The organism is Paenibacillus sp. QJM3NY_38, assembly GCF_056173265.1.
In genome coordinates, this window is record NZ_CM149665.1 from 1297963 (window position 1) to 1316442 (window position 18480).

Consider the following 18480-nt stretch of genomic DNA (forward strand, 5'->3'; position numbering starts at 1 on the left):
GGTGAAGGATACGGCGACATCCTTGGTAGAAGACCCGCTTGACACCGCTAAGGATATGGCCTATAACATGACCATTGGGACGATTGAACTTTTTGAATCGAAATTTGAAGGTATTTTTAAAACAGACTATAGGACTGCACACGATAGAACAGTTGATTCGGGTCGTCCCTGGTATCCACCTGAGGAGGAGTGAAATGGCTTCGTATGTATTGCTATTAAAAGAACACGAAGATGATGATATTGTTGTTTACAGATTTGGTCCAAACGAAGATGTTATGGGAAAAATTGAATTGAATAAGACTACTAGGAAGTTTGCTGAGTTAGAGTCTTTACCTGACCCAAGTATTCCAAGTAAATTTTATTTCGATAGAGCGGCTCAAAGATTGGTGGTTTGTTTGGTTCGGGAGGGGGGCAAATTCCCGGAAAGAACTGCATTTGAATCATAACTGATAACATCATAGGCACAATCTTAGCCGAGCGAAAACTCAGGGCAGCTCCCTGTATTCGCTCGGTTTTTTCGTTATGACTACCTTCCTATGAGCTTGAAACAAAATTGAGACAGTCTTTATACCATTGTTATATTACACTTAATTGAAGTTGTTGAATTTTATCAGATCACGTCATGTTTTATATGACTCATTGATTGTACTGATGCAAAGGAGACTCCATTGGCTTCCACTCAGCCCGTGCTCCGGCTGGTAATGACTCGGTTCCGGTCGAAGCGGACGGTTGGGTAATCGCTCGGTCGATATCCCACAGAACTGTAAAATAAACCTTATTCAAATAGCTGTATCCCATTTCAAGTGGGGAAAGAGGACCTTCCGAATAAATGGAACCGCTACCTTGAATATGTAAGGCTATTTAACGGTCGTCCCGGCCAATTGTTCGGCCATTTGCCGATGTTTCTTGGCAGAGGGATGCTGTGCAATATTTCCTCGCTGTTGGATATGCCCGAATAATTAGCTTTGAGAAATACGATGCCATAAATTTGAAATTTGGTTATTGACTAATCAATCACAACTTGCTATAGTGTGATCATAAGTTAGTGATTGATCAATCACAAATAAGAGGAGTGTTGATGAACATGAAAAAAGCAATTGTAGTGGGTGCAACGGGTGGTACTGGTGCTGTTATTACGGCTGAGTTGGTAAAAAGGGGGTTGCCTGTGATTGCATTTGGACGGTCGCGGCAAAAGCTGGAGGAGCTTGCAAGAGAACTCGGCAATCCTTCACATCTTACATTAGCAATCGGGGATGCATACCGGCCGGATGACATTGTATCTGCGGCAAAAGAGGCGGAGGTATTGTTCCATTGTGCGAACGTCCCATACCACGAAATGGAGAGTAAATTGATTCCGCTCGGCGAAGCCATCATGGAGGCTGCCAATCGATTAAGCTTGAAGGTTGTCGCAATAGACGGAATTTACCCTTATGGAAGAAGACAGATGGATTGGGTAACCGAGGAGCATCCAAAAAAACCTCATACCAAAAAGGGTAAAGTGCGCCTTGCTTTTGAGCAGATGATCTTTAGCAGCAGATGGAAGAATGTGTCTGCCATGATTGTTCGTTTGCCGGACTATTACGGACCGACTGCAAATCAAGCATCCTATCTTGGAGGGACACTCGAAGCGATCGCCGCAGGCAAAATGGCATTTTTCATCGGAAACATGAAGGTTCCTCGCGAATATGTGTACTTGCCTGATGCGGCAGTTATGATTGTAGAGCTTGCGAGACAGGATCAGGCATATGGTCAAAATTGGAATATTCCCGGGGCGGATATTATTTCCGGTCATGAGATTGTCCGCATCGCCCAGCAAGCCTCCGGTATGAAGAAGCCTGTTATTGCTCTTGGCAAGGCTGGATTGTCGCTGCTCGGTCTATTCGTCCCCGTCATGAAGGAGATTGTCGAAATGCTTTACTTAACGAAGGAGCCCCTGCGCCTAAGCGGGGATAAATATAAGCGTTTTATCGGCCCAATTCCGGCTACGAAGCCGGCGGATGGAATTGCCGCAACGATTCGCGAACTGCAGAAAAAACGATGAACATTTTTATAAACAAGTAATTGATTGATCAATCATAAAAAGGAGTGAAAGCTTATGCGGAGGCTAACTTGGAAAGGGAAGGTCGGTATAGCGGGGTTGGGAGTGGTGATTCTGCTGGGTGTGATGGTTGGTACGTACTTTTGGCAAATTCGCATGCAAAAACCATATGAAGTAAACATGGGCGAAATGCATCACATGGAAGGGATGGCGGGCCATCAGCATGGAACCGCCTCTGCAGCAACCCACCAGGCTTCACTGGCGACACGGTCATGCGAAGCAATTACAGAGGGGGAGAGCGACGCACCCGTACGCGAGTTTCGGCTCACGGCCTCACAGAGCGAGAAAAAATTAGATAATGGTGATATCGAGAAGGTTTGGACATTCAACGGCCTCACGCCAGGACCAGAAATTCGAGTTGCCGAAGGTGAAAGAGTCCGTGTTGTGTTAGACAACAAGGACATTCAAGAAGGGGTTACCATCCATTGGCACGGGATTGTTCTTCCTTGTTCGCAGGATGGAGTAGCCGGTGTGACGCAGGATGCCGTAAAGCCCGGAGAGCAGTATACGTACGAATTTATAGCAGACTCTCCCGGAACGTATTGGTATCACTCTCATCAGGCTAGCTCCATCCAGGTTGAAAAAGGCTTGCTGGGGAATTTCATTGTCGATCCTCAGCAGGATCGGTTCGAATACGATCAGGAGGAAACGATACTTATCCAACAGTTAAATGGAACTTATCTCATGAACGGTTCAACAAAGGGAACGCATATCGAGGCGGCTCCCGGAAAGAAAGTCAGACTGAGGATGATCAATGCTGCGAACGAAACGGAAACGATTCGCGTCGACGGGGCCACTTACCGAATAATTGCGATGGATGGCCATGACCTCCACGAACCGGGGATGCTGGAGCATTATAAATTTCTAATGGGAGCGGGCCAGCGTTATGATCTTCTCTTTGAGATGCCGCAGCAAGGTAAAGTTGTCGTCACGAGTGAATCAGGTTTGAAGGTGACACTCGGGACCGGTAGCGAACCGGAGATCCGTTCGGATCACAGCTTATTCAGATGGACCGACTATGGAGAACCAGATCCGAATGCTCCTGTAGACAAATTAACCTACGATCAGTCCTATACCTTAAAGCTCGATCAGAATCTGTTCATCAACTCCATTAACGGAAAAAGTTTTCATGAAATACCACCTCTGGTGGTCAAGGAAGGCCAGCGTGTAAAAATGACGATTACGAATGCTGGCGGAGGTGACCACCCTTTTCATTTGCATGGGCACATATTTCAGGTGCTAAGCCATAACGGCCAGGCTTTGAGCGGAAGTCCCGTATATCTTGATACATTATTAACGCAAGAAGGTGATACTTACGAGGTGTACGTAAAGGCGGATAACCCGGGACTATGGATGATGCATTGCCACAATCTGATGCACGCATCTATGGGAATGAGCATGATGTTCAATTATGAAGGTATTTCGACGCCATTTCGGGTCGGGACAAAATCGGGAAATTTACCGGACTTATGATCGGAACTAGGGAAGACGCTTATCCTGATATGAAAAGCTTCATATTGTTTCCCTTCGCCCAGCTCCCAGCTGGGCGCATTTTTGCGTTATTAAATAGCCGCCAGCCATCATCATGATATGGAAAGTTTCTTCAATAATATAAAGAGGAAAAAACACCATGAATTCGAATATACTCTAGAAACTATACGAAGAGAGGGATACGCTAATGGATATGCAGACGCTAGCAGAGAGAATGAGTGCAGGCGTGTTTAACGATATTCTGAAACGTGACTTTTCACAGCACATGATTTCTGAATTAGAACAGATGAACGCGGTCCAAATGGAAAACAAACTGAAAGACATATTAGCCGTACCGATAGGTATATCCAAGCAGAGGGTATTCGAATATCTTCAATTGTATTATTCGGCCTCTTGGCAGAATCTTTTCATGGAGCTGAATATGCCCCGTGCGTTAAGTCTTTTGGAGGTTGGTGCCGGTGATGTTGTTTACATTCCAAAGGCTTTAGATGCTTATTCCAACAACATGGGCACCTATGTGACTGCCAATCTCAACAGGGATCTGACACGAAACTTTCAGGAGAAAACGAAAGGGATGGACGTCAGTATACGGGTTGTTGAGGACGATGCAGCCAATGTCGGTTTATATTATCCGGAGTCCTCTTTTGACGTTGTCGCTTATCACCACGCTATTAACGATATCATCCAGACCATTATCGCGGATCGTGAGGGCATTGATACAGTAAATCAAGATTGGTGGACAATCGAGCCTCAAATGTTACAAGCTGTTATGGATTATCACCGAAAAGGCATATTGAAGGATGCAGCATATCATGCGTTTATCCAAATCATTGACACAAGCCGTAAGCAGTTAAAAAGAGGGGGATACATGATATTCGATAACATTACTTATTCTGGATATGATGAAATGGGGTATTCCTCTGAATTCCACAGCAACTATATCCAACTGGCTAGAAGCTGGATTAGCGAAGCGAATCTAGGATTGGAAGAGGTTGAAGTCGAATCGTATGATAAGCAATGGTGGATGATACTGAGAAAAGTGTGATGACTGGTTGAAAAAGGAAATGCGGTCGGCAATAATAGAATGGGCTCCATTTCCAAATCCATATAATTATCATTGTCAGGAGTTGATACAGAAGTGAGTAAGCCGGTTATGCAGGTCGCTCTGGTCGTCGGACCGGATTGCGATATGGAGAGCCAAGCGGTAAGGGCGGCTCTGGAGTGTTTCGGGGTGCGCGTTTTTACATACTGGATCGGGAGGCCGAATGATCTGATCTCCGTCTTGTCAGGCGACGATGTATATGATGGCACCGATATGATCCTGTTGAATTTTCACGGGGATGAAGGCAGCTTGATCATGCCGGAGCTCGGCGAAGAGGTATATGAGGAAGAGGAGCCGAAGGGCGACTTCGGGGCCGATGAGATTCGGCGTTATGCGAAGCTGGACGGGAAGACGGTGATCGCGAATGGCTGCTCGTTGGGGGACCCAGCACTGGCTGAAGCTTTCCTGGAGCGGGGCTGCAAGATGTATATCGGGCCGGATGACTATCCGGACGGCAACGATGCGCTGATGTTCGTTCTGCGGCTGTTCTATGAGATCGTTCAGCAGGGCAGGGACGTAAAGGAAGCCTTTGCGCAAGCTGTAGCGATGAGTGATGAACTATCCATGTACCGGCTGTATGAACAATAGCAATCATAGATAAAGATTCTACACCCCTGCTCATGCCTAGCAGGGGTGTATGTGCAATATAAGTACGATAGAGTACCTCTAGTATCTAGATTACTCGTTCTATCCATTCTTCTCCTCGAAATACTCCTGATACTGACTTGGCGTGACGTGGGCGTACTTCTTGAAGATGCTTATAAAATACTTGTAGTCGCTAAATCCGATATCCTGCGCGATGGTATAAACTTTGTTATTGCCCGACTTCAGTAATTCGATCGATTTCTGGATCCGATAACGATTGAGAAACTCATTAAACGTATAGCTGGTCTCTGCCTTGAATTTCTGGTTCAGGTAATAGGCGCTTAAGCCGATCTCCTCCACGAGATCATGAATGCTGATCTTCTTGGCATAATTCTCCTGTACATAGGCGATCATTTTGGCCACGTATTTCGAGGTTTTGGTTTCCTTCTCCAGAAACTTGCTGTTTAGAATCTCTTCTTTTTCCTGCGGATGGTTCGAGATCACTTCATATTTGCGGATTAAATCCACTTTAGCTTTGGCCGATTCGAGTGCCGCGACCAGCTGCTCGTCCTCTAAGGGCTTTACCAGAAACTCGCTCACGCCTAACTGGAGCGCCTGCTGCGCAAGGTGGAATTCATTATAACCGGAGATAATAATGCTGCTGAAGGTATGCTGCTTGAGGCCTTCCCGAATCATCGAGATGCCATCCATGATCGGCATAGTGATGTCGGTTATGACGATATCCGGCTTGAGCTCGCAGATCTTCTCGTAACCATCCTGACCATTCAACCCTTCCTCAATGACGATGCAATCGTATTGAACCCAATCGATGCTAAACCGGATGCCCCTGCGAATCATATCCTCATCTTCGACCAGCAGTACTTTAAACATGATATCCACTCCATTCGTAAGGAATTGTTAGTGCCACGCAGGTGCCTTTTCCTTGCGCGCTGTCAATGTGGATGCCGGATTCTTCACCATATAGAAGAACTAAACGACGATGAACGTTATACAGCCCGATATGCTGCGTCGTGTTCGTCTGGCTTTGCAAAATCTGATTCACTTCCTGCAGTCTCTCTTTACTCATGCCTTGCCCGTTGTCGCGAACCTCGAGAATGAGCTTGCCGGTGGAGGTGTAGATGTTAATCTCGATCAACACATCACTTTGATTCTCATAGCCATATTTGATAGCGTTTTCGATAATCGGCTGCAGCAGAAGCTTGGGGACGTATACATCCATCGTTTCCTCCGCTACGGCAATCCTGTATTCCAGCCGATCATTGAACCGAATTTGCTGCAGCTTCAGGTAATCCCGTACATAATTCATGTCATTCTTCAGTTGAACATTGCGATCATGTCCGATGCTGTACCTTAGCAAGCGGGATAGAATCAGCACGATGTCCTGAGCCTGATTGGCGTCGATCTTAATGGCATAGCGCAGGGTTTCCAGAACATTAAAAATAAAATGCGGATGGAACTGCGATTGCAGCTGCTTCACCTCAATAATGGTGCGAAGCTCCGACAGCTCTTTATTTTTCTCGATCAATTCTTTCAACCGATCCAGCATCACATTGTACTCATCGCCCAGAATTTGAAACTCGTCATTCGTCTGAATATCGACATAGCCATTGAAGTTTCCTTCGCGCAGCTGTGCCAAGGCATGAATTAATTTATCGATCGATTCGGAATTTCGCGTCGACATTTTGTTCGCCAGGAACTGGATTAACACCCACAGCAGCAGGCTGGCCGCAAGGACAAAGAAAGACACCGTATAATAGGTGTATTGCTCCGATTTATAGGAGTTCAGCGTAATGACTTGAATCGGTGTGTCAGGGATTCGTTTGGCATACATATAATACTTGCCTTCGTTCAGCAGAACATGTCCCCTGTTATCGAACTTGGGACTAAATTTGTTGAGAACGCCTTTGGTTACATTGCTGGTCGTGGCAATGATGGTGTTATGTTCATCCGTGATCATGGCAATCTCATTATTTTGTTCGAAAATCATCTTCTGAATGTCGGATTCGTACAGCTGATAGATGATATAGCCTATCGTCCGCTTGTCCTTCACGATGGCTTTGCCAAACGTGTAGCTCGTATCGCGGTCATGCGAATAACGAAAGCTGTTCATTTCGGTAAGCGTGTCGCCGGGCCGCTGATCGATCCGATGAATGAGATTGCCGAAGGCAAAATTGGAATACAGTGCATCCGCCGGGGCGGAGCTTGCCAGAAAGACCCCGTCCGTATTGACGATATGAAAAATACTCTTTACCTTCTGCCGGTTGTTGAAATCATAGAAGGCAGAGTACACCTGTTCGCTGCCCAGATGCGAGCTTACATAATTGATCACGGTAGGAGAAACGGCCATCCGGCGAATCTCCTCGTCGTACTGCTGATACACGCCGGATATGGACTGACTGATGGACTGGGCGGCTTCGGTCGTTTTTTGGGTTAGGTTCATTCTGCCATTAATAATCGTGAACGCCAAAAACAATACGATTAAGATGGAGAACGGGATCATCGTATAGATGCGAAATAAATGACGGGTTGATTCCTTGAAATTACGATAATGTGTTGGTTTCATGCTGCCCTCCATCTGCGATAAGGCCCTCGATCCTATTATACTGACTCGCGGTAACCGCAGATAATCCAAATACATCCAAGCCGGACCTTCATGCTGCAGGTGCCGACTTGGATGTAGTCTTTTGTTATGAATTCTTCACATTACATGGAAACTTCCTTTTGTCCGGAGAGCTTCAGGAAGACGAGCAGCGACACGACCGTAATGACGGTAAGAATGGTTGACAGCGCTGCCGCTACGCCGTAGTTCCCGCGGATGACCTCGGTGTAGATGGCAACCGTTACGGTCTTGGTCTTGCCTGTATACAGAATGATCGAGGTGCTTAGTTCGGTTATGATGGTAATCCAGCTTAAGATCGCGCCGGAGACGACGCCTGCCAGCATCATTGGAAGCGTGATCTTGAAGAACGTCTTCATCTGGGAAGCGCCCAGACTGATCGCCGCTTCCTCGATCCCATCGTTAATCTGATGCAGAATGGCCGCGCTGGATCGAATCGTATAAGGCAGCCGCCGGATGACAAACGAAATGATCATGATGACGGCTGTTCCGCTTAGCGCAAGCGGCTTATTGTTGAACGTGATCAATAGAGCAATCCCGAGTATGGAGCCCGGAACGATATACGGGAACATGGTGAAGATATCCAGCGTATTCGTTAATGCATTCTTTCTTCGAACGGTTACGTAAGCAATCAGTATCGCTAACAGAATGATGGCGACCAGCGACACGATGGCCAGGAAGAACGTGTTCAGAATGACGCCGCCAATATTACTGAAAGCATCTTGATAGCTTTGGAGCGAAAATCCCTTTACAAAAATTCTGCCGTTGGATTTCAGGAACGAAGTATAGATGACATAGAGCTGCGGCAGCAGCGCGATTAACGTATACAGATAGATAACGGCATGAGCCGCAATGTTGCCGATGCCCTTCTTCTTCTTGGCTTCGATCGGATGCAGTGCGCTCATCGTAAAGGATTTACGATTAGCTACGAATTTTTGCAGCAGGAAGATCGTGGTGGCGAACAGAACGACGATGACACTGATCGCCGCTGCAAAGCCGTCATCGCCGCCGACCTCACTGATGAACTCGTTAAAGATCAGTACAGGCACGGTCTTGTATCCCTCACCGATCAGCATCGGCGTACCAAAATCGGCAAGCGCACGCATGAAGACGAGCAGGCCGCCCGCCAGCAGGGTTGGCGTAATGAGCGGGAGGAGCACTTTGCGCATTTTGCCTAAGCCTGTATAACCCATGCTCTCGGCTGCTTCCATCAACGATTGATCCATATTCTTCAGTGCGCCTGATACATACATGAAGATCAGAGGAACCATCTGCAAGGTTAGGACCACCAAGATCCCCGTAAATCCGTAGATATCCGGCATCGTAATGCCGAATGTGCTGCTAACGAATTTCGTAATGACGCCGCTTCTGCCCAGCAGCAGGATCCAGGAGTAAGCGCCAATGAAAGGAGCCGACATCGAGGAGATCAGAATCATGACCCGGATGGCCGAACTGCCTTTAATCTTCACCGTTGCCATGATGTAGGCCAGCGGCGTTGCGATAATGGCGGCAAGCAAGGTTACGCTGACGGTGACTTTCACGCTGTTGAACAGCGCGTTTAAATAATAGGGCTTACTGAAAAACTTCGTGAAATAGGCGAGGGAAAAATCGCCTGTCGTTCCGTTGTACACACTCTTGAACAGCATCGTAAACAAAGGCAGAGCGAGAAAAAGAATGTAGAACACAAAGATCAGTAACGAAATGTTGGTCCAGACGTCAAATCGTTTGCGCGTCTCTCTCATAGCCGAGCGCCCCTAGTATAGTTCAGTTCGCCTGCCGCATCATACACATTGATCTTCTCTTTTTTCACTTTAAGATAGATGACTTGGCCAGGCTCGAGGATCTGTGACGTTTTCGATTCCTGCGTGATCTCCACGCGTTGACCGGACGACAAGTCCACAAAATAATGGGTGTTCTGCCCCAGAAATACGCTGTGCACAATCGTTGCTTTCATGCCGGTTTGGTCCTCGGTTAGAATGAACTCTTCCGGCCGAACCGAGGTTTGAACGTTAAGTGTATCAGCCTTGGCATCGGATTTCGGAACCTCGATGTTAGACAGCTCTTCCATATAACCGGAGCCGAAGTGCAGGACATAGCTGTCTGCCAATTTGGTTAATGTACCGCCAAGAATGTTGGTACGGCCGATAAAGGTTGCAACGAATACGTTTGCAGGACGCTGGTAAATCTCCTGTGGCGTTCCGAGATGCTGAATCACGCCGGATTTCATGACGGCGATGCGATCGGATACCGCCATGGCTTCCTCCTGATCGTGCGTAACGTAGACGGTGGTAATCCCGACTTCTCGCTGAATGTCTTTAATGGCATTACGCATGTCGACCCGAAGCTTGGCATCCAGGTTGGATAGAGGCTCATCCATCAGCAGGACATCCGGACGGATAACGATCGCTCTGGCTAGCGCAACACGCTGCTGCTGGCCGCCGGACAGATTCTTTGGCATACGATCTTTATAGGGCTCGATCTGAACGACCTTTAAGATATCATCCACCTTGGCGTTAATCTCCGCTTTGGATAATTTTCGATTCTCCAGTCCGAACGCGATGTTTCCTTTGACAGTTAAGTGAGGGAAGATCGCATAGCTCTGAAAGACCATCCCGATATTCCGCTTGCCCGGTTCAACCTGGTTAATAACGCGCTCGTTAAAATGAATGGTTCCGCCTTCAATGCTGTTGAAGCCGGCGATCATGCGCAGCAGTGTCGTCTTGCCGCACCCGGAAGGCCCGAGAAGGGTGAAGAATTCACCCTTTTTAATCTCCAGGGACAGCTCGGGAATGACGGTTGTGTCGCCGTATTTTTTGATTAAGTCTTGAATGGTTATGGTTACGCTCATGGTTGTCACCTGATTCTATAGTTTATTTAACGCTAGTGAACAAATCGACATAACGCTCAACGATCTCGGATTTATGCTCGCTAACATAGTCTGTGTCTTCATCAATCATGTGGATCTCTTCATAAGGCTTCATGTGGTCGCCAAGCTTCGTACCCTGGCGGAGCGGACGGTTCGTTAATTGCGTGCCGAATGCATCCTGCGCTTCCTGAGACAGAATGAAGTCGATGAATTTCTTGGCGTTGTCCATATGCGGCGCATCTTTGATAATGGCAGATCCCGCATCCAGGAATACAGCGCCTTCTTTTGGATATACGATTTCTACCGGAGCGCCGTTCTTTACATAGGTGCTGGAAGGGTCTTCATAGGTAAGCCCGACCACATATTCACCGTCTGCCACGCTTTTGTGAACAGCACCGGAACCGCTCGCGATTTTGCCGTCCAGGTTCTCGATCAGTTGACCGACGTAGTTCCAGCCTTGTTCATTCTCATAATCGCCGCCCATCGCTTTCAGCATATTGGTTAACTGGGCGAAAGCGGAGCTTGAGCTTGCCGGATCAGCGGAAGCAATCTTCCCTTTGAGCTGCGGGTTCAACAAATCCGCATAACCTTCGATTTTGATGTCGCCGATCAGATTTTTGTTCACGAGCAGCACGCTGCCATCCGAGATATAAGGAGTAGCGAAGCCCGACGTATTGCGGTGACCTTCCATTAAGTTCTTGTCTTCAGGTGATACGTAAGGCTCGTATAAAGCTTCATTTTCACGGAAACCGGCCATAGAACCGCCGAACATCACGTCAGCGTAAGGGTTTTGCTTCTCGGACTGTAAGCGCTTAATAATTTCGCCGGTACCAGCCGTTACAAGCTCAACCGTAATCCCGGTCTGCTTCTCGAACATCGGGATGATGGTCTTGATGATCTCCTCGCTATTCGGACTGTAGATGACGAGTTTATTAGACGAAGCCGAGTCGGACTCGCTGCTTCCGCAACCGCTTAGCGCCCCCATAATCAACACGCAGGTTAACAGTAAAATCGACAGCTTTTTCATGTATAATCCCCCTTGAACAAAGTTCATTTCGTAATTGCATGTTCATTGTAGCAAGCTTGGTACCGTTTACATAATCCCATAATCCGCAAACATCGTCTAAAATACGCAACCTATTTTGGAGTAGAAAGAGATCTGGGTCGATATACTTTTAAAGAATTCTTTTAGACTCTTTAGGGCAAGATATGGTTTGGAACAACGTCTGGCAAGATGGAGCTGTTCCTATCACAATGTTGAGGGAGTGAGATGGATGGCTAATAAAAACGATCGTAATCAAAAGGTTGATTCTGACCGCGACACGACCAACATGGATATTGAAGCTGGAGAAGCTTTAGGAACAGCTGGCGGCGGCGTCGTGGGTGCTGCTGTAGGTTCCGTTCTGGGTCCAATCGGCACGATTGCCGGCGGTATCGCAGGCGCAGCATTGGGAAACAAAGCTGGCGACGCTGTAGACAATGACGACAATGATTCAAAATAAACGGCGTTAACACTACCATCTGTACGAATACAAAATAAGAGGACCCAAGGAAAATAGGTGCCCTCGATAATTTGAGCTGTTTTGTAGATAAGAACCGCGCTCTCGCGCGGTTCTTTAATTTTACGTATAGATTCAATGTAGTGGAAAATTTCAACTTCCTTTGCTTGACATATCACTACGCGATGTAGTAGGTTATAATCACTACATCGTGTAGTGATTAAGTTCGTTATGGACGCATAACGACGTAAAGAGGTGTTCACCGTGAACCAGGTTCAAAAATTATCGGATACCGAAATGGAGCTAATGGAGGTGATTTGGGAGTGTACGCCGCCTGTCACATCCACCGAATTACTCGCTCTGTTTGCCCAGAGAGGAAGAGAATGGAAGGCACAGACCATTTCCACCTTCCTATCGCGTTTGGTGGACAAAGGGGCACTCACGGCTACGAGGGATGGGCGGACAAATAAATATACGCCTCGCATTTCGCCTGAAGATTATAAGCTTATGGAAACGCAGCATGTTCTGGACGGATTATATCAAGGCTCGGTTAAAAATCTAATTTCAGCTTTGTATGACGGCGAAAAGCTTTCAGATAAAGATATTGCAGAGCTGAAGCAATGGTTTTCGCAAAAGTAGGGGGGCTTATGAATACGATTCTTGAAGTGCTGTTTACCCTTACCGCTGCTGGAAGTGCCGTCGTAGCCAGCATGCTTGTCCTGCGGATCGTATCCGTCAATGCCTTTCCTACAAAGTGGCGTTATGGAATGAACAAAATGGCAATAGGCTTTTATCTTTTACCCGTAGTCCTTGGTATTCAGTGGATCTCGCCGCTTTTTACATTCAATGCAACAGCAACCGTTCCCATCGTGAACGAGTTGCCTTCAACTGTGCAGCATGCGCTGCCCGGTTCATACTTAGGGATTCATCCGGAGCCGCTCATCCGAGATCAGACCATATCAGCAAACATAGCACTTCCCCTAATTGTCCTATGGGCAGTCGGCGCTATAGCTTTTGCTGCATGGCAGATGTATTGTTATCGCAGATTTTTAAAGAAACTAGAACATACACGTACCACCGTTCCGACAAGCAGCGAAGCTGCCAAACAGCTCTCCTTCATCAAGGAAGCCCTTGGTGTGAAAAGCAATGTCAGGCTTGCCTACAGCTCCATCATTCGGAGTCCTGTTCTTGTCGGCCTATGGAAACCAACCATTTATCTCCCTATAGAGAATACCGTTAACGTGGACATGGTGATCCGACATGAGTTGATCCATCTGAAACGGAAAGATTTATGGGTCAAAGCATTCACGCTCGGAGCAAGCGCCTTACATTGGTTTAACCCTTTGGTGCACATACTTCGCAAGGACATTCATATATGGAGCGAGCTGTCTTGTGATGAAGAAGTCGTAAAAGAGATGTCCCATGCCGAGCGAAAACGCTATGGGGAGACGATATTAAGCGTCATGGCAGGATCAAGGAATTTACCCGTGCAATTTTGTGCCTCCTTATCCGGTGGCGGCAAACAATTAAAGAGGAGACTAATGATGATGCTGAATGTAAAGAAACAAAAAAAGAAAACGATGTATCTCACGATAACAGCGGTGTTTTTGGTTGCTGCAATTAGCACATCCGCAGCGGCATGGGCTTCTAACCATACGCCCAAAGTCATTGGAAATGAGGAGAGTCATGCTGAAGCTCAACCACAAGAAGCGGCCCCTAGGCCGGTACCTTCTGAAGCCGTCGTTGAGAATGAAGGAAACCATGTTGTAGCTCAGCCAGAAGAAGCTCGTCTCGTGGCTGTCGCTGAAGGAAGCAATGTCGTGGATTATCCCCAAGAGGCTCGTCCTGTAGCTGTCGTTGAGAATGAAGGAAATGATGTTGTTGATTATCCAACAGAAGCTCGTCCTGTGGCTGAAGTTAAGAATGAAGGAAGCACTGTTGTAGCTCCTCCAACAGAAGCTCGTCCTGTACCTGTTGTTGAGTATGAAGGAAACAACATTGTAACTCCTCCACAAGAAGCTCGTCTTGTAGACGATCCACACGAGCTCCCCCAGGTAGTTCCATCACGGTAAGCTTTATAACGCCTGAAGAACTTGCCGAGTATAATTTTTGATAAATAAGAAACCGTCATTTTTTACAAAAAGCACTGTCATTAGGGCAGTGCTTTTTTTGTGGTTTGTACACTACTTATCAATAAGATGGGTTGATAAAACTAAAGAAGAGGCGATCCCTCTTGTTCACTTCATACATAATGGCATCTGATAGCATCTGTAGTTGTAGCTGTATAAGCCCGCCTATGGTACGATATGAAGGATTCGCAAGCGACCTAGCTAGCAAATCATGCGATCATAGACAAGGGATTGGGGATAACATCTTGAAGACGTTTAAGAAAGTTTACATAGAAATCACGAGCATCTGTAATCTGGCCTGCACGTTCTGCCCGCCGACAGAGCGTAAGGCCAACTTCATTAAGGTGGAAGACTTTGCGAGAAGATTGGATGAGATCAAGCCGCATACGAGTTACATTTATCTGCATGTGAAGGGAGAACCGCTGCTTCATCCGAAGATCGATGAGCTGCTGGATATCAGCCATGAAAAAGGGTTCAAGGTCAACATTACGACCAACGGAACGTTGATCGCGAAGAACCGGCATAAGCTGCTGGGCAAGCCGGCTTTAAGACAGATGAACTTCTCGCTCCACAGTTTTGACGGTCACGAGGGCTCCACGAATCGGGAGGGATATTTGCGGGAGATTCTTTCCTTTGTTCGTGCTGCCGAGGAGCATAAAGTCATCTTCTCGTTCCGTTTGTGGAATCTGACCCAGGACAACCAAACGAACCTAGAGAAGAGCCGCAATCGCCAGACACTCGAAATTTTGGAGCAGGAATTCAATTTGGACTACCGCATCGAGGAAAAGGTTGAACCCGGCGGTGGCGTAAGGGTAGCCGAACGCGTCTACCTGAACCAGGATTATGAGTTCCAGTGGCCGAGCTTGTCGGCACCGGAGGATGACGGCAAGGGCTTCTGCCATGCGCTTCGCAGCCAGGCGGCCATTCTGGTAGACGGGACGGTCGTGCCGTGCTGTCTGGACGGGGAAGGGGTCATCAACTTGGGCAATATCCATCAGAAGTCCTTCTCGGAGATCGTTGACGGGGAGCGGGCGAACAATCTTGTAGATGGATTTTCACGCCGGGAAGCTGTTGAGGAGCTATGCAGAAAATGCGGGTATCGGCAGCGGTTTGGGGCATAACTGGAACTGGATATAAAGACGTAGTGTAAGTTTAGAAAATAGGAACAGTGCCGTCATAAAAAACGATCCATAATATAATTGGATCGTTTTTTGTGTAATTATTTAGTTTATTATGGGTTTTTCGCATATTCACCTTATAATTGGATAAACATGATTTTTCAAGCTGGAGTTACCCTTTGAATTACTTAATAGCGGAATTCGGGGAGGCAATATATATGAATAACAACCGTGATCATGAACGGGAAGAACTTGAGAACAAACTAAGGAAAGAGTATGAAAAAAATGCACTTTTAAATTTCTCACAATCCATTGGAAAAACATTGATTGGTCATCAAACAGGATGCTTAACTACGCTGATAGCAATATTTATCATATTCCTAATTTTCTTCTTGAATAAGTAAAATCAATGTCCAAAGGAAGGTGAGTTGAATGAAATTTTGCGGTAGATAATAGCCGAAACAAGAGGCGGAGAAAAATTCCGCTTCTTTTTTTATACTAATGTATGGTATCGTTATATGTTATGACGTAAAGGAACGGCTTGTGGAGACTCTATATGAGATGCCCCATGTTACGTGATGAGACAATATAGGTATTCACCTTAAAGGAGACCCCATGACATTTCAAGATTTAAATATATCCCCCGTGATTCTCAAGGCTTTAGCGAAGGAGAATTACAAGACGCCAACGCCTATTCAGGCTCAGGCGATCCCGGCTGTGTTGGCCGGCAGAGATTTGCTGGGCTGCGCGCAGACCGGAACAGGGAAGACCGCCGCTTTTTCGGTACCGATGATTCAGCTGTTGAACGAACAACCCCCTAAACCGGGGATGGTACGCCGTATTCGCGCGTTGGTATTGTCGCCGACACGGGAGCTTGCCCTGCAAATTTCGGATAACGTGAAAGCCTACAGTCAGTTCACGAAGCTGCGGTCGACGGCCATTGTTGGCGGCGTTTCGCAAAAAACACAGGAGCGGGCGCTTCAGCAAGGAGCGGACATCCTCATTGCTACGCCAGGCAGACTTCTGGATCTCATGAATCAGAAGCGTGTCGATTTGCAGCATGTGGAGATTCTGGTGCTGGATGAGGCCGATCGGATGCTCGATATGGGCTTTATTCATGACGTAAAACGAATTATTGCCAAAATGCCGAGCAAAAGACAAACGCTGTTCTTCTCGGCTACCATGCCTGCGGAGATTACCCAGCTTGTCAAAACCTTATTGCAAAACCCTGTAAAAGTAGAGATTACGCCGGTTTCATCAACGGCCGAACGGATCAAGCAATCGGTGTACCTGCTGGAAACAGGAAATAAGCAGAAGCAGTTGAATGAGCTGATGAGGGACCCATCCATCGTGTCGGCCTTGGTCTTCACACGTACAAAGCGCGGGGCTGACCGGGTTGTGCGTGACCTGACGAAGGTGAACATCTCGGCACAAGCCATTCACGGAAATAAATCGCAGGTCAGCCGTCAGACGGCACTCAAAAATTTCAAAAGCGGGGAGACCCGGGTTCTGGTGGCTACGGATATTGCGGCGCGAGGCATTGATATCGACGAGCTGTCGCATGTTATTAACTTTAACCTTCCGAACATTCCGGAAACGTACGTTCACCGGATTGGCCGGACGGGGCGTGCGGGACTGAGCGGAACGGCGATATCGTTTTGCGAAGTGGACGAGGTGCCTTTTCTCCGGGATATCGAGAAGTTAATCGGCAAGTCCATTCCCGAAGTGAAGGATCATGCCTTCCCGATGTCAGGATCATTAAGAGCCGCCAAGGTAGACCGATCGCCGAAATCGGGCTCGGCCAAACCCGGCAAAGCCAAATCAGCAGCAGTTAGACCTGCTAAACCGAAGGCCGATGCCACCCGTAAGCCGAAGACCGACACGGCTCGTAAACCGAAATCAGACGCGGCTCGCCATTCGAGCACGAATTCGGCACGTAACCCGAAGGCGGAAGCTGTTCTTAATCCGTATTCAGAGATGGCACGTAAGTTCAAAGCGGAAGCGGTTCATAACCCTAAGGATGGTCAAGCCCGTAAGCGCAAGTCCGGTGGATTCAATAAGGGAAGCAAGACCGGCAGACCCCAGTAAGAGGAAAGGACGCGTAGGCGTTCCCGGCATCCCAGATAATCATCCTAAACTTAAGAAGCACCCTGTTCCACTTGTGATGTGGAAGGGTGCTTTTTTTTCGGAATGGAATGGGAGTTACGCGCTCTTTCTCCCTGCCAGAAACAGGAACAGTGGAATTCTGCGCCTGCGCTCATAGGTTTCCTCGTTTATGAAATGTTCTCGCACGGGACTGGATTCCCTAAGCTGCTCCACGATAAAGCCGGCTTTCTGCATCGCCCTGAAATAATCCTCGACGGTTCGATGGTACTTGTGAACGGTACCGCCGAGCCATTGCTGCTCCCGGTAGCCTTCGATGAAGTAGTTGTCCACCACCCAATTCGTTCTGGTACCGGACGGTTGAAGCGTGGAGGTAATGACGGGATGCTCGACGGAGAAGACAAACCTGCCGCTTGGCTTCAAGCTCTGATAAATGCATTGAAAGACGCGCTCGATATCCTGCAGATAATGAATGGCGAGCCTGGAGAGCACCAGATCATAGGAATCGCGGGGATATGTAAAGTCTTCGAGCCTCGTGTGTACAACGGTTCCGTTGCAGCCGGCGAGATTGTTCGAAGCGGCTTTCACCATATTACGGGAACCCTCGATTCCTACATATGATGCACATCCTTTTTCCAACAATTCCACGCCAAAGCCAGCATCGCCGCAACCCAGGTCTAATACAAGCTGGTCTGAGACATCTCCCAGCAGCTGCCAGATGACGGGCTTCTCCAATGTATCGTTGGCGTTCTCCTGCCCTTGCCGTCGCTGCATGTAGTTCTCAAAGTTCGAATGGTTGTCATAAAAATCGGATCCGTTATAGCTCATAGGCACCTCCTGCTTGGAATGAT

At 47.5% G+C, this 18480-nt stretch carries 17 protein-coding genes; 11 read left to right on the forward strand and 6 right to left on the reverse strand.

Features of this window, described 5'->3' with window-relative positions; translation table 11 throughout:
• Positions 1 to 194: 194 nt before the first annotated feature.
• From AC0VZ8_RS05680 to AC0VZ8_RS05700, 5 genes are all read left to right on the forward strand, one after another.
• Positions 195 to 446 (forward strand): hypothetical protein, encoded by a 252-nt coding sequence (locus AC0VZ8_RS05680; protein ID WP_071221372.1) that lies wholly within the window; start codon positions 195 to 197, stop codon positions 444 to 446.
• Positions 447 to 1084: 638 nt separating this feature from the next.
• Positions 1085 to 2041, forward strand: coding sequence for an SDR family NAD(P)-dependent oxidoreductase (locus tag AC0VZ8_RS05685; protein ID WP_475486314.1), 957 nt, complete (start codon positions 1085 to 1087; stop codon positions 2039 to 2041).
• 54 nt (positions 2042 to 2095) lie between these two features.
• Positions 2096 to 3571: a multicopper oxidase family protein gene (locus AC0VZ8_RS05690; RefSeq protein ID WP_475486315.1), complete on the forward strand. Its 1476-nt coding sequence runs from the start codon at positions 2096 to 2098 to the stop codon at positions 3569 to 3571.
• Positions 3572 to 3776: 205 nt separating this feature from the next.
• Positions 3777 to 4634, forward strand: coding sequence for a hypothetical protein (locus AC0VZ8_RS05695; protein WP_475486316.1), 858 nt, complete (start codon positions 3777 to 3779; stop codon positions 4632 to 4634).
• Positions 4635 to 4727: 93 nt separating this feature from the next.
• Positions 4728 to 5279 carry a delta-aminolevulinic acid dehydratase gene (locus AC0VZ8_RS05700; RefSeq protein ID WP_475486317.1) on the forward strand — a complete coding sequence of 184 codons (552 nt, stop codon included), beginning with the start codon at positions 4728 to 4730 and terminating at the stop codon, positions 5277 to 5279.
• A gap of 99 nt (positions 5280 to 5378) precedes the next feature.
• On the opposite strand, the gene AC0VZ8_RS05705 is transcribed toward AC0VZ8_RS05700, so the two are convergent.
• The 5 genes from AC0VZ8_RS05705 to AC0VZ8_RS05725 all read right to left on the reverse strand — a co-directional run bounded on the left by AC0VZ8_RS05705 (position 5379) and on the right by AC0VZ8_RS05725 (position 11807).
• Positions 5379 to 6167, reverse strand: coding sequence for a response regulator transcription factor (locus AC0VZ8_RS05705; RefSeq protein ID WP_260064851.1), 789 nt, complete (start codon positions 6165 to 6167; stop codon positions 5379 to 5381).
• Positions 6160 to 7860: a sensor histidine kinase gene (locus AC0VZ8_RS05710; protein ID WP_475486318.1), complete on the reverse strand. Its 1701-nt coding sequence runs from the start codon at positions 7858 to 7860 to the stop codon at positions 6160 to 6162. Before AC0VZ8_RS05710 ends, AC0VZ8_RS05705 begins: the two co-directional genes overlap by 8 nt.
• A gap of 140 nt (positions 7861 to 8000) precedes the next feature.
• Positions 8001 to 9656 (reverse strand): ABC transporter permease, encoded by a 1656-nt coding sequence (locus tag AC0VZ8_RS05715; RefSeq protein ID WP_216533079.1) that lies wholly within the window; start codon positions 9654 to 9656, stop codon positions 8001 to 8003.
• Positions 9653 to 10762: an ABC transporter ATP-binding protein gene (locus tag AC0VZ8_RS05720; protein ID WP_260064845.1), complete on the reverse strand. Its 1110-nt coding sequence runs from the start codon at positions 10760 to 10762 to the stop codon at positions 9653 to 9655. The genes AC0VZ8_RS05715 and AC0VZ8_RS05720 overlap by 4 nt, the downstream gene beginning before the upstream one ends.
• Before the next feature lie 22 nt (positions 10763 to 10784).
• Positions 10785 to 11807, reverse strand: a complete 1023-nt coding sequence (locus AC0VZ8_RS05725; RefSeq protein ID WP_475486319.1) for an ABC transporter substrate-binding protein — start codon at positions 11805 to 11807, stop codon at positions 10785 to 10787.
• Positions 11808 to 12054: 247 nt separating this feature from the next.
• On the opposite strand from AC0VZ8_RS05725, the gene AC0VZ8_RS05730 reads away from it, so the two are divergent.
• The 6 genes from AC0VZ8_RS05730 (at position 12055) to AC0VZ8_RS05755 (ending at position 17614) form a co-directional block, all read left to right on the forward strand.
• On the forward strand, positions 12055 to 12282 hold the full coding sequence (locus AC0VZ8_RS05730; RefSeq protein ID WP_071221351.1) for a glycine zipper domain-containing protein: 228 nt from the start codon (positions 12055 to 12057) through the stop codon (positions 12280 to 12282).
• Between the two features lie 261 nt (positions 12283 to 12543).
• Positions 12544 to 12918, forward strand: coding sequence for a BlaI/MecI/CopY family transcriptional regulator (locus AC0VZ8_RS05735; protein ID WP_071221350.1), 375 nt, complete (start codon positions 12544 to 12546; stop codon positions 12916 to 12918).
• Positions 12919 to 12926: 8 nt separating this feature from the next.
• Positions 12927 to 14351, forward strand: coding sequence for a M56 family metallopeptidase (locus AC0VZ8_RS05740; RefSeq protein ID WP_475486320.1), 1425 nt, complete (start codon positions 12927 to 12929; stop codon positions 14349 to 14351).
• 302 nt (positions 14352 to 14653) lie between these two features.
• Positions 14654 to 15529 carry a radical SAM/SPASM domain-containing protein gene (locus tag AC0VZ8_RS05745; protein ID WP_475486321.1) on the forward strand — a complete coding sequence of 292 codons (876 nt, stop codon included), beginning with the start codon at positions 14654 to 14656 and terminating at the stop codon, positions 15527 to 15529.
• Positions 15530 to 15744: 215 nt separating this feature from the next.
• A complete protein-coding gene (locus AC0VZ8_RS05750) occupies positions 15745 to 15930 on the forward strand; it encodes a hypothetical protein (protein ID WP_411553042.1) in 186 nt (61 codons plus the stop codon).
• Between the two features lie 211 nt (positions 15931 to 16141).
• The gene (locus AC0VZ8_RS05755; protein ID WP_475486322.1) at positions 16142 to 17614 is read left to right on the forward strand and encodes a DEAD/DEAH box helicase; all 1473 of its coding nucleotides are present in this window, start codon (positions 16142 to 16144) and stop codon (positions 17612 to 17614) included.
• Positions 17615 to 17728: 114 nt separating this feature from the next.
• On the opposite strand, the gene AC0VZ8_RS05760 is transcribed toward AC0VZ8_RS05755, so the two are convergent.
• Positions 17729 to 18457, reverse strand: coding sequence for a class I SAM-dependent DNA methyltransferase (locus tag AC0VZ8_RS05760; protein WP_475486323.1), 729 nt, complete (start codon positions 18455 to 18457; stop codon positions 17729 to 17731).
• Between the last annotated feature and the right edge of the window lie 23 nt (positions 18458 to 18480).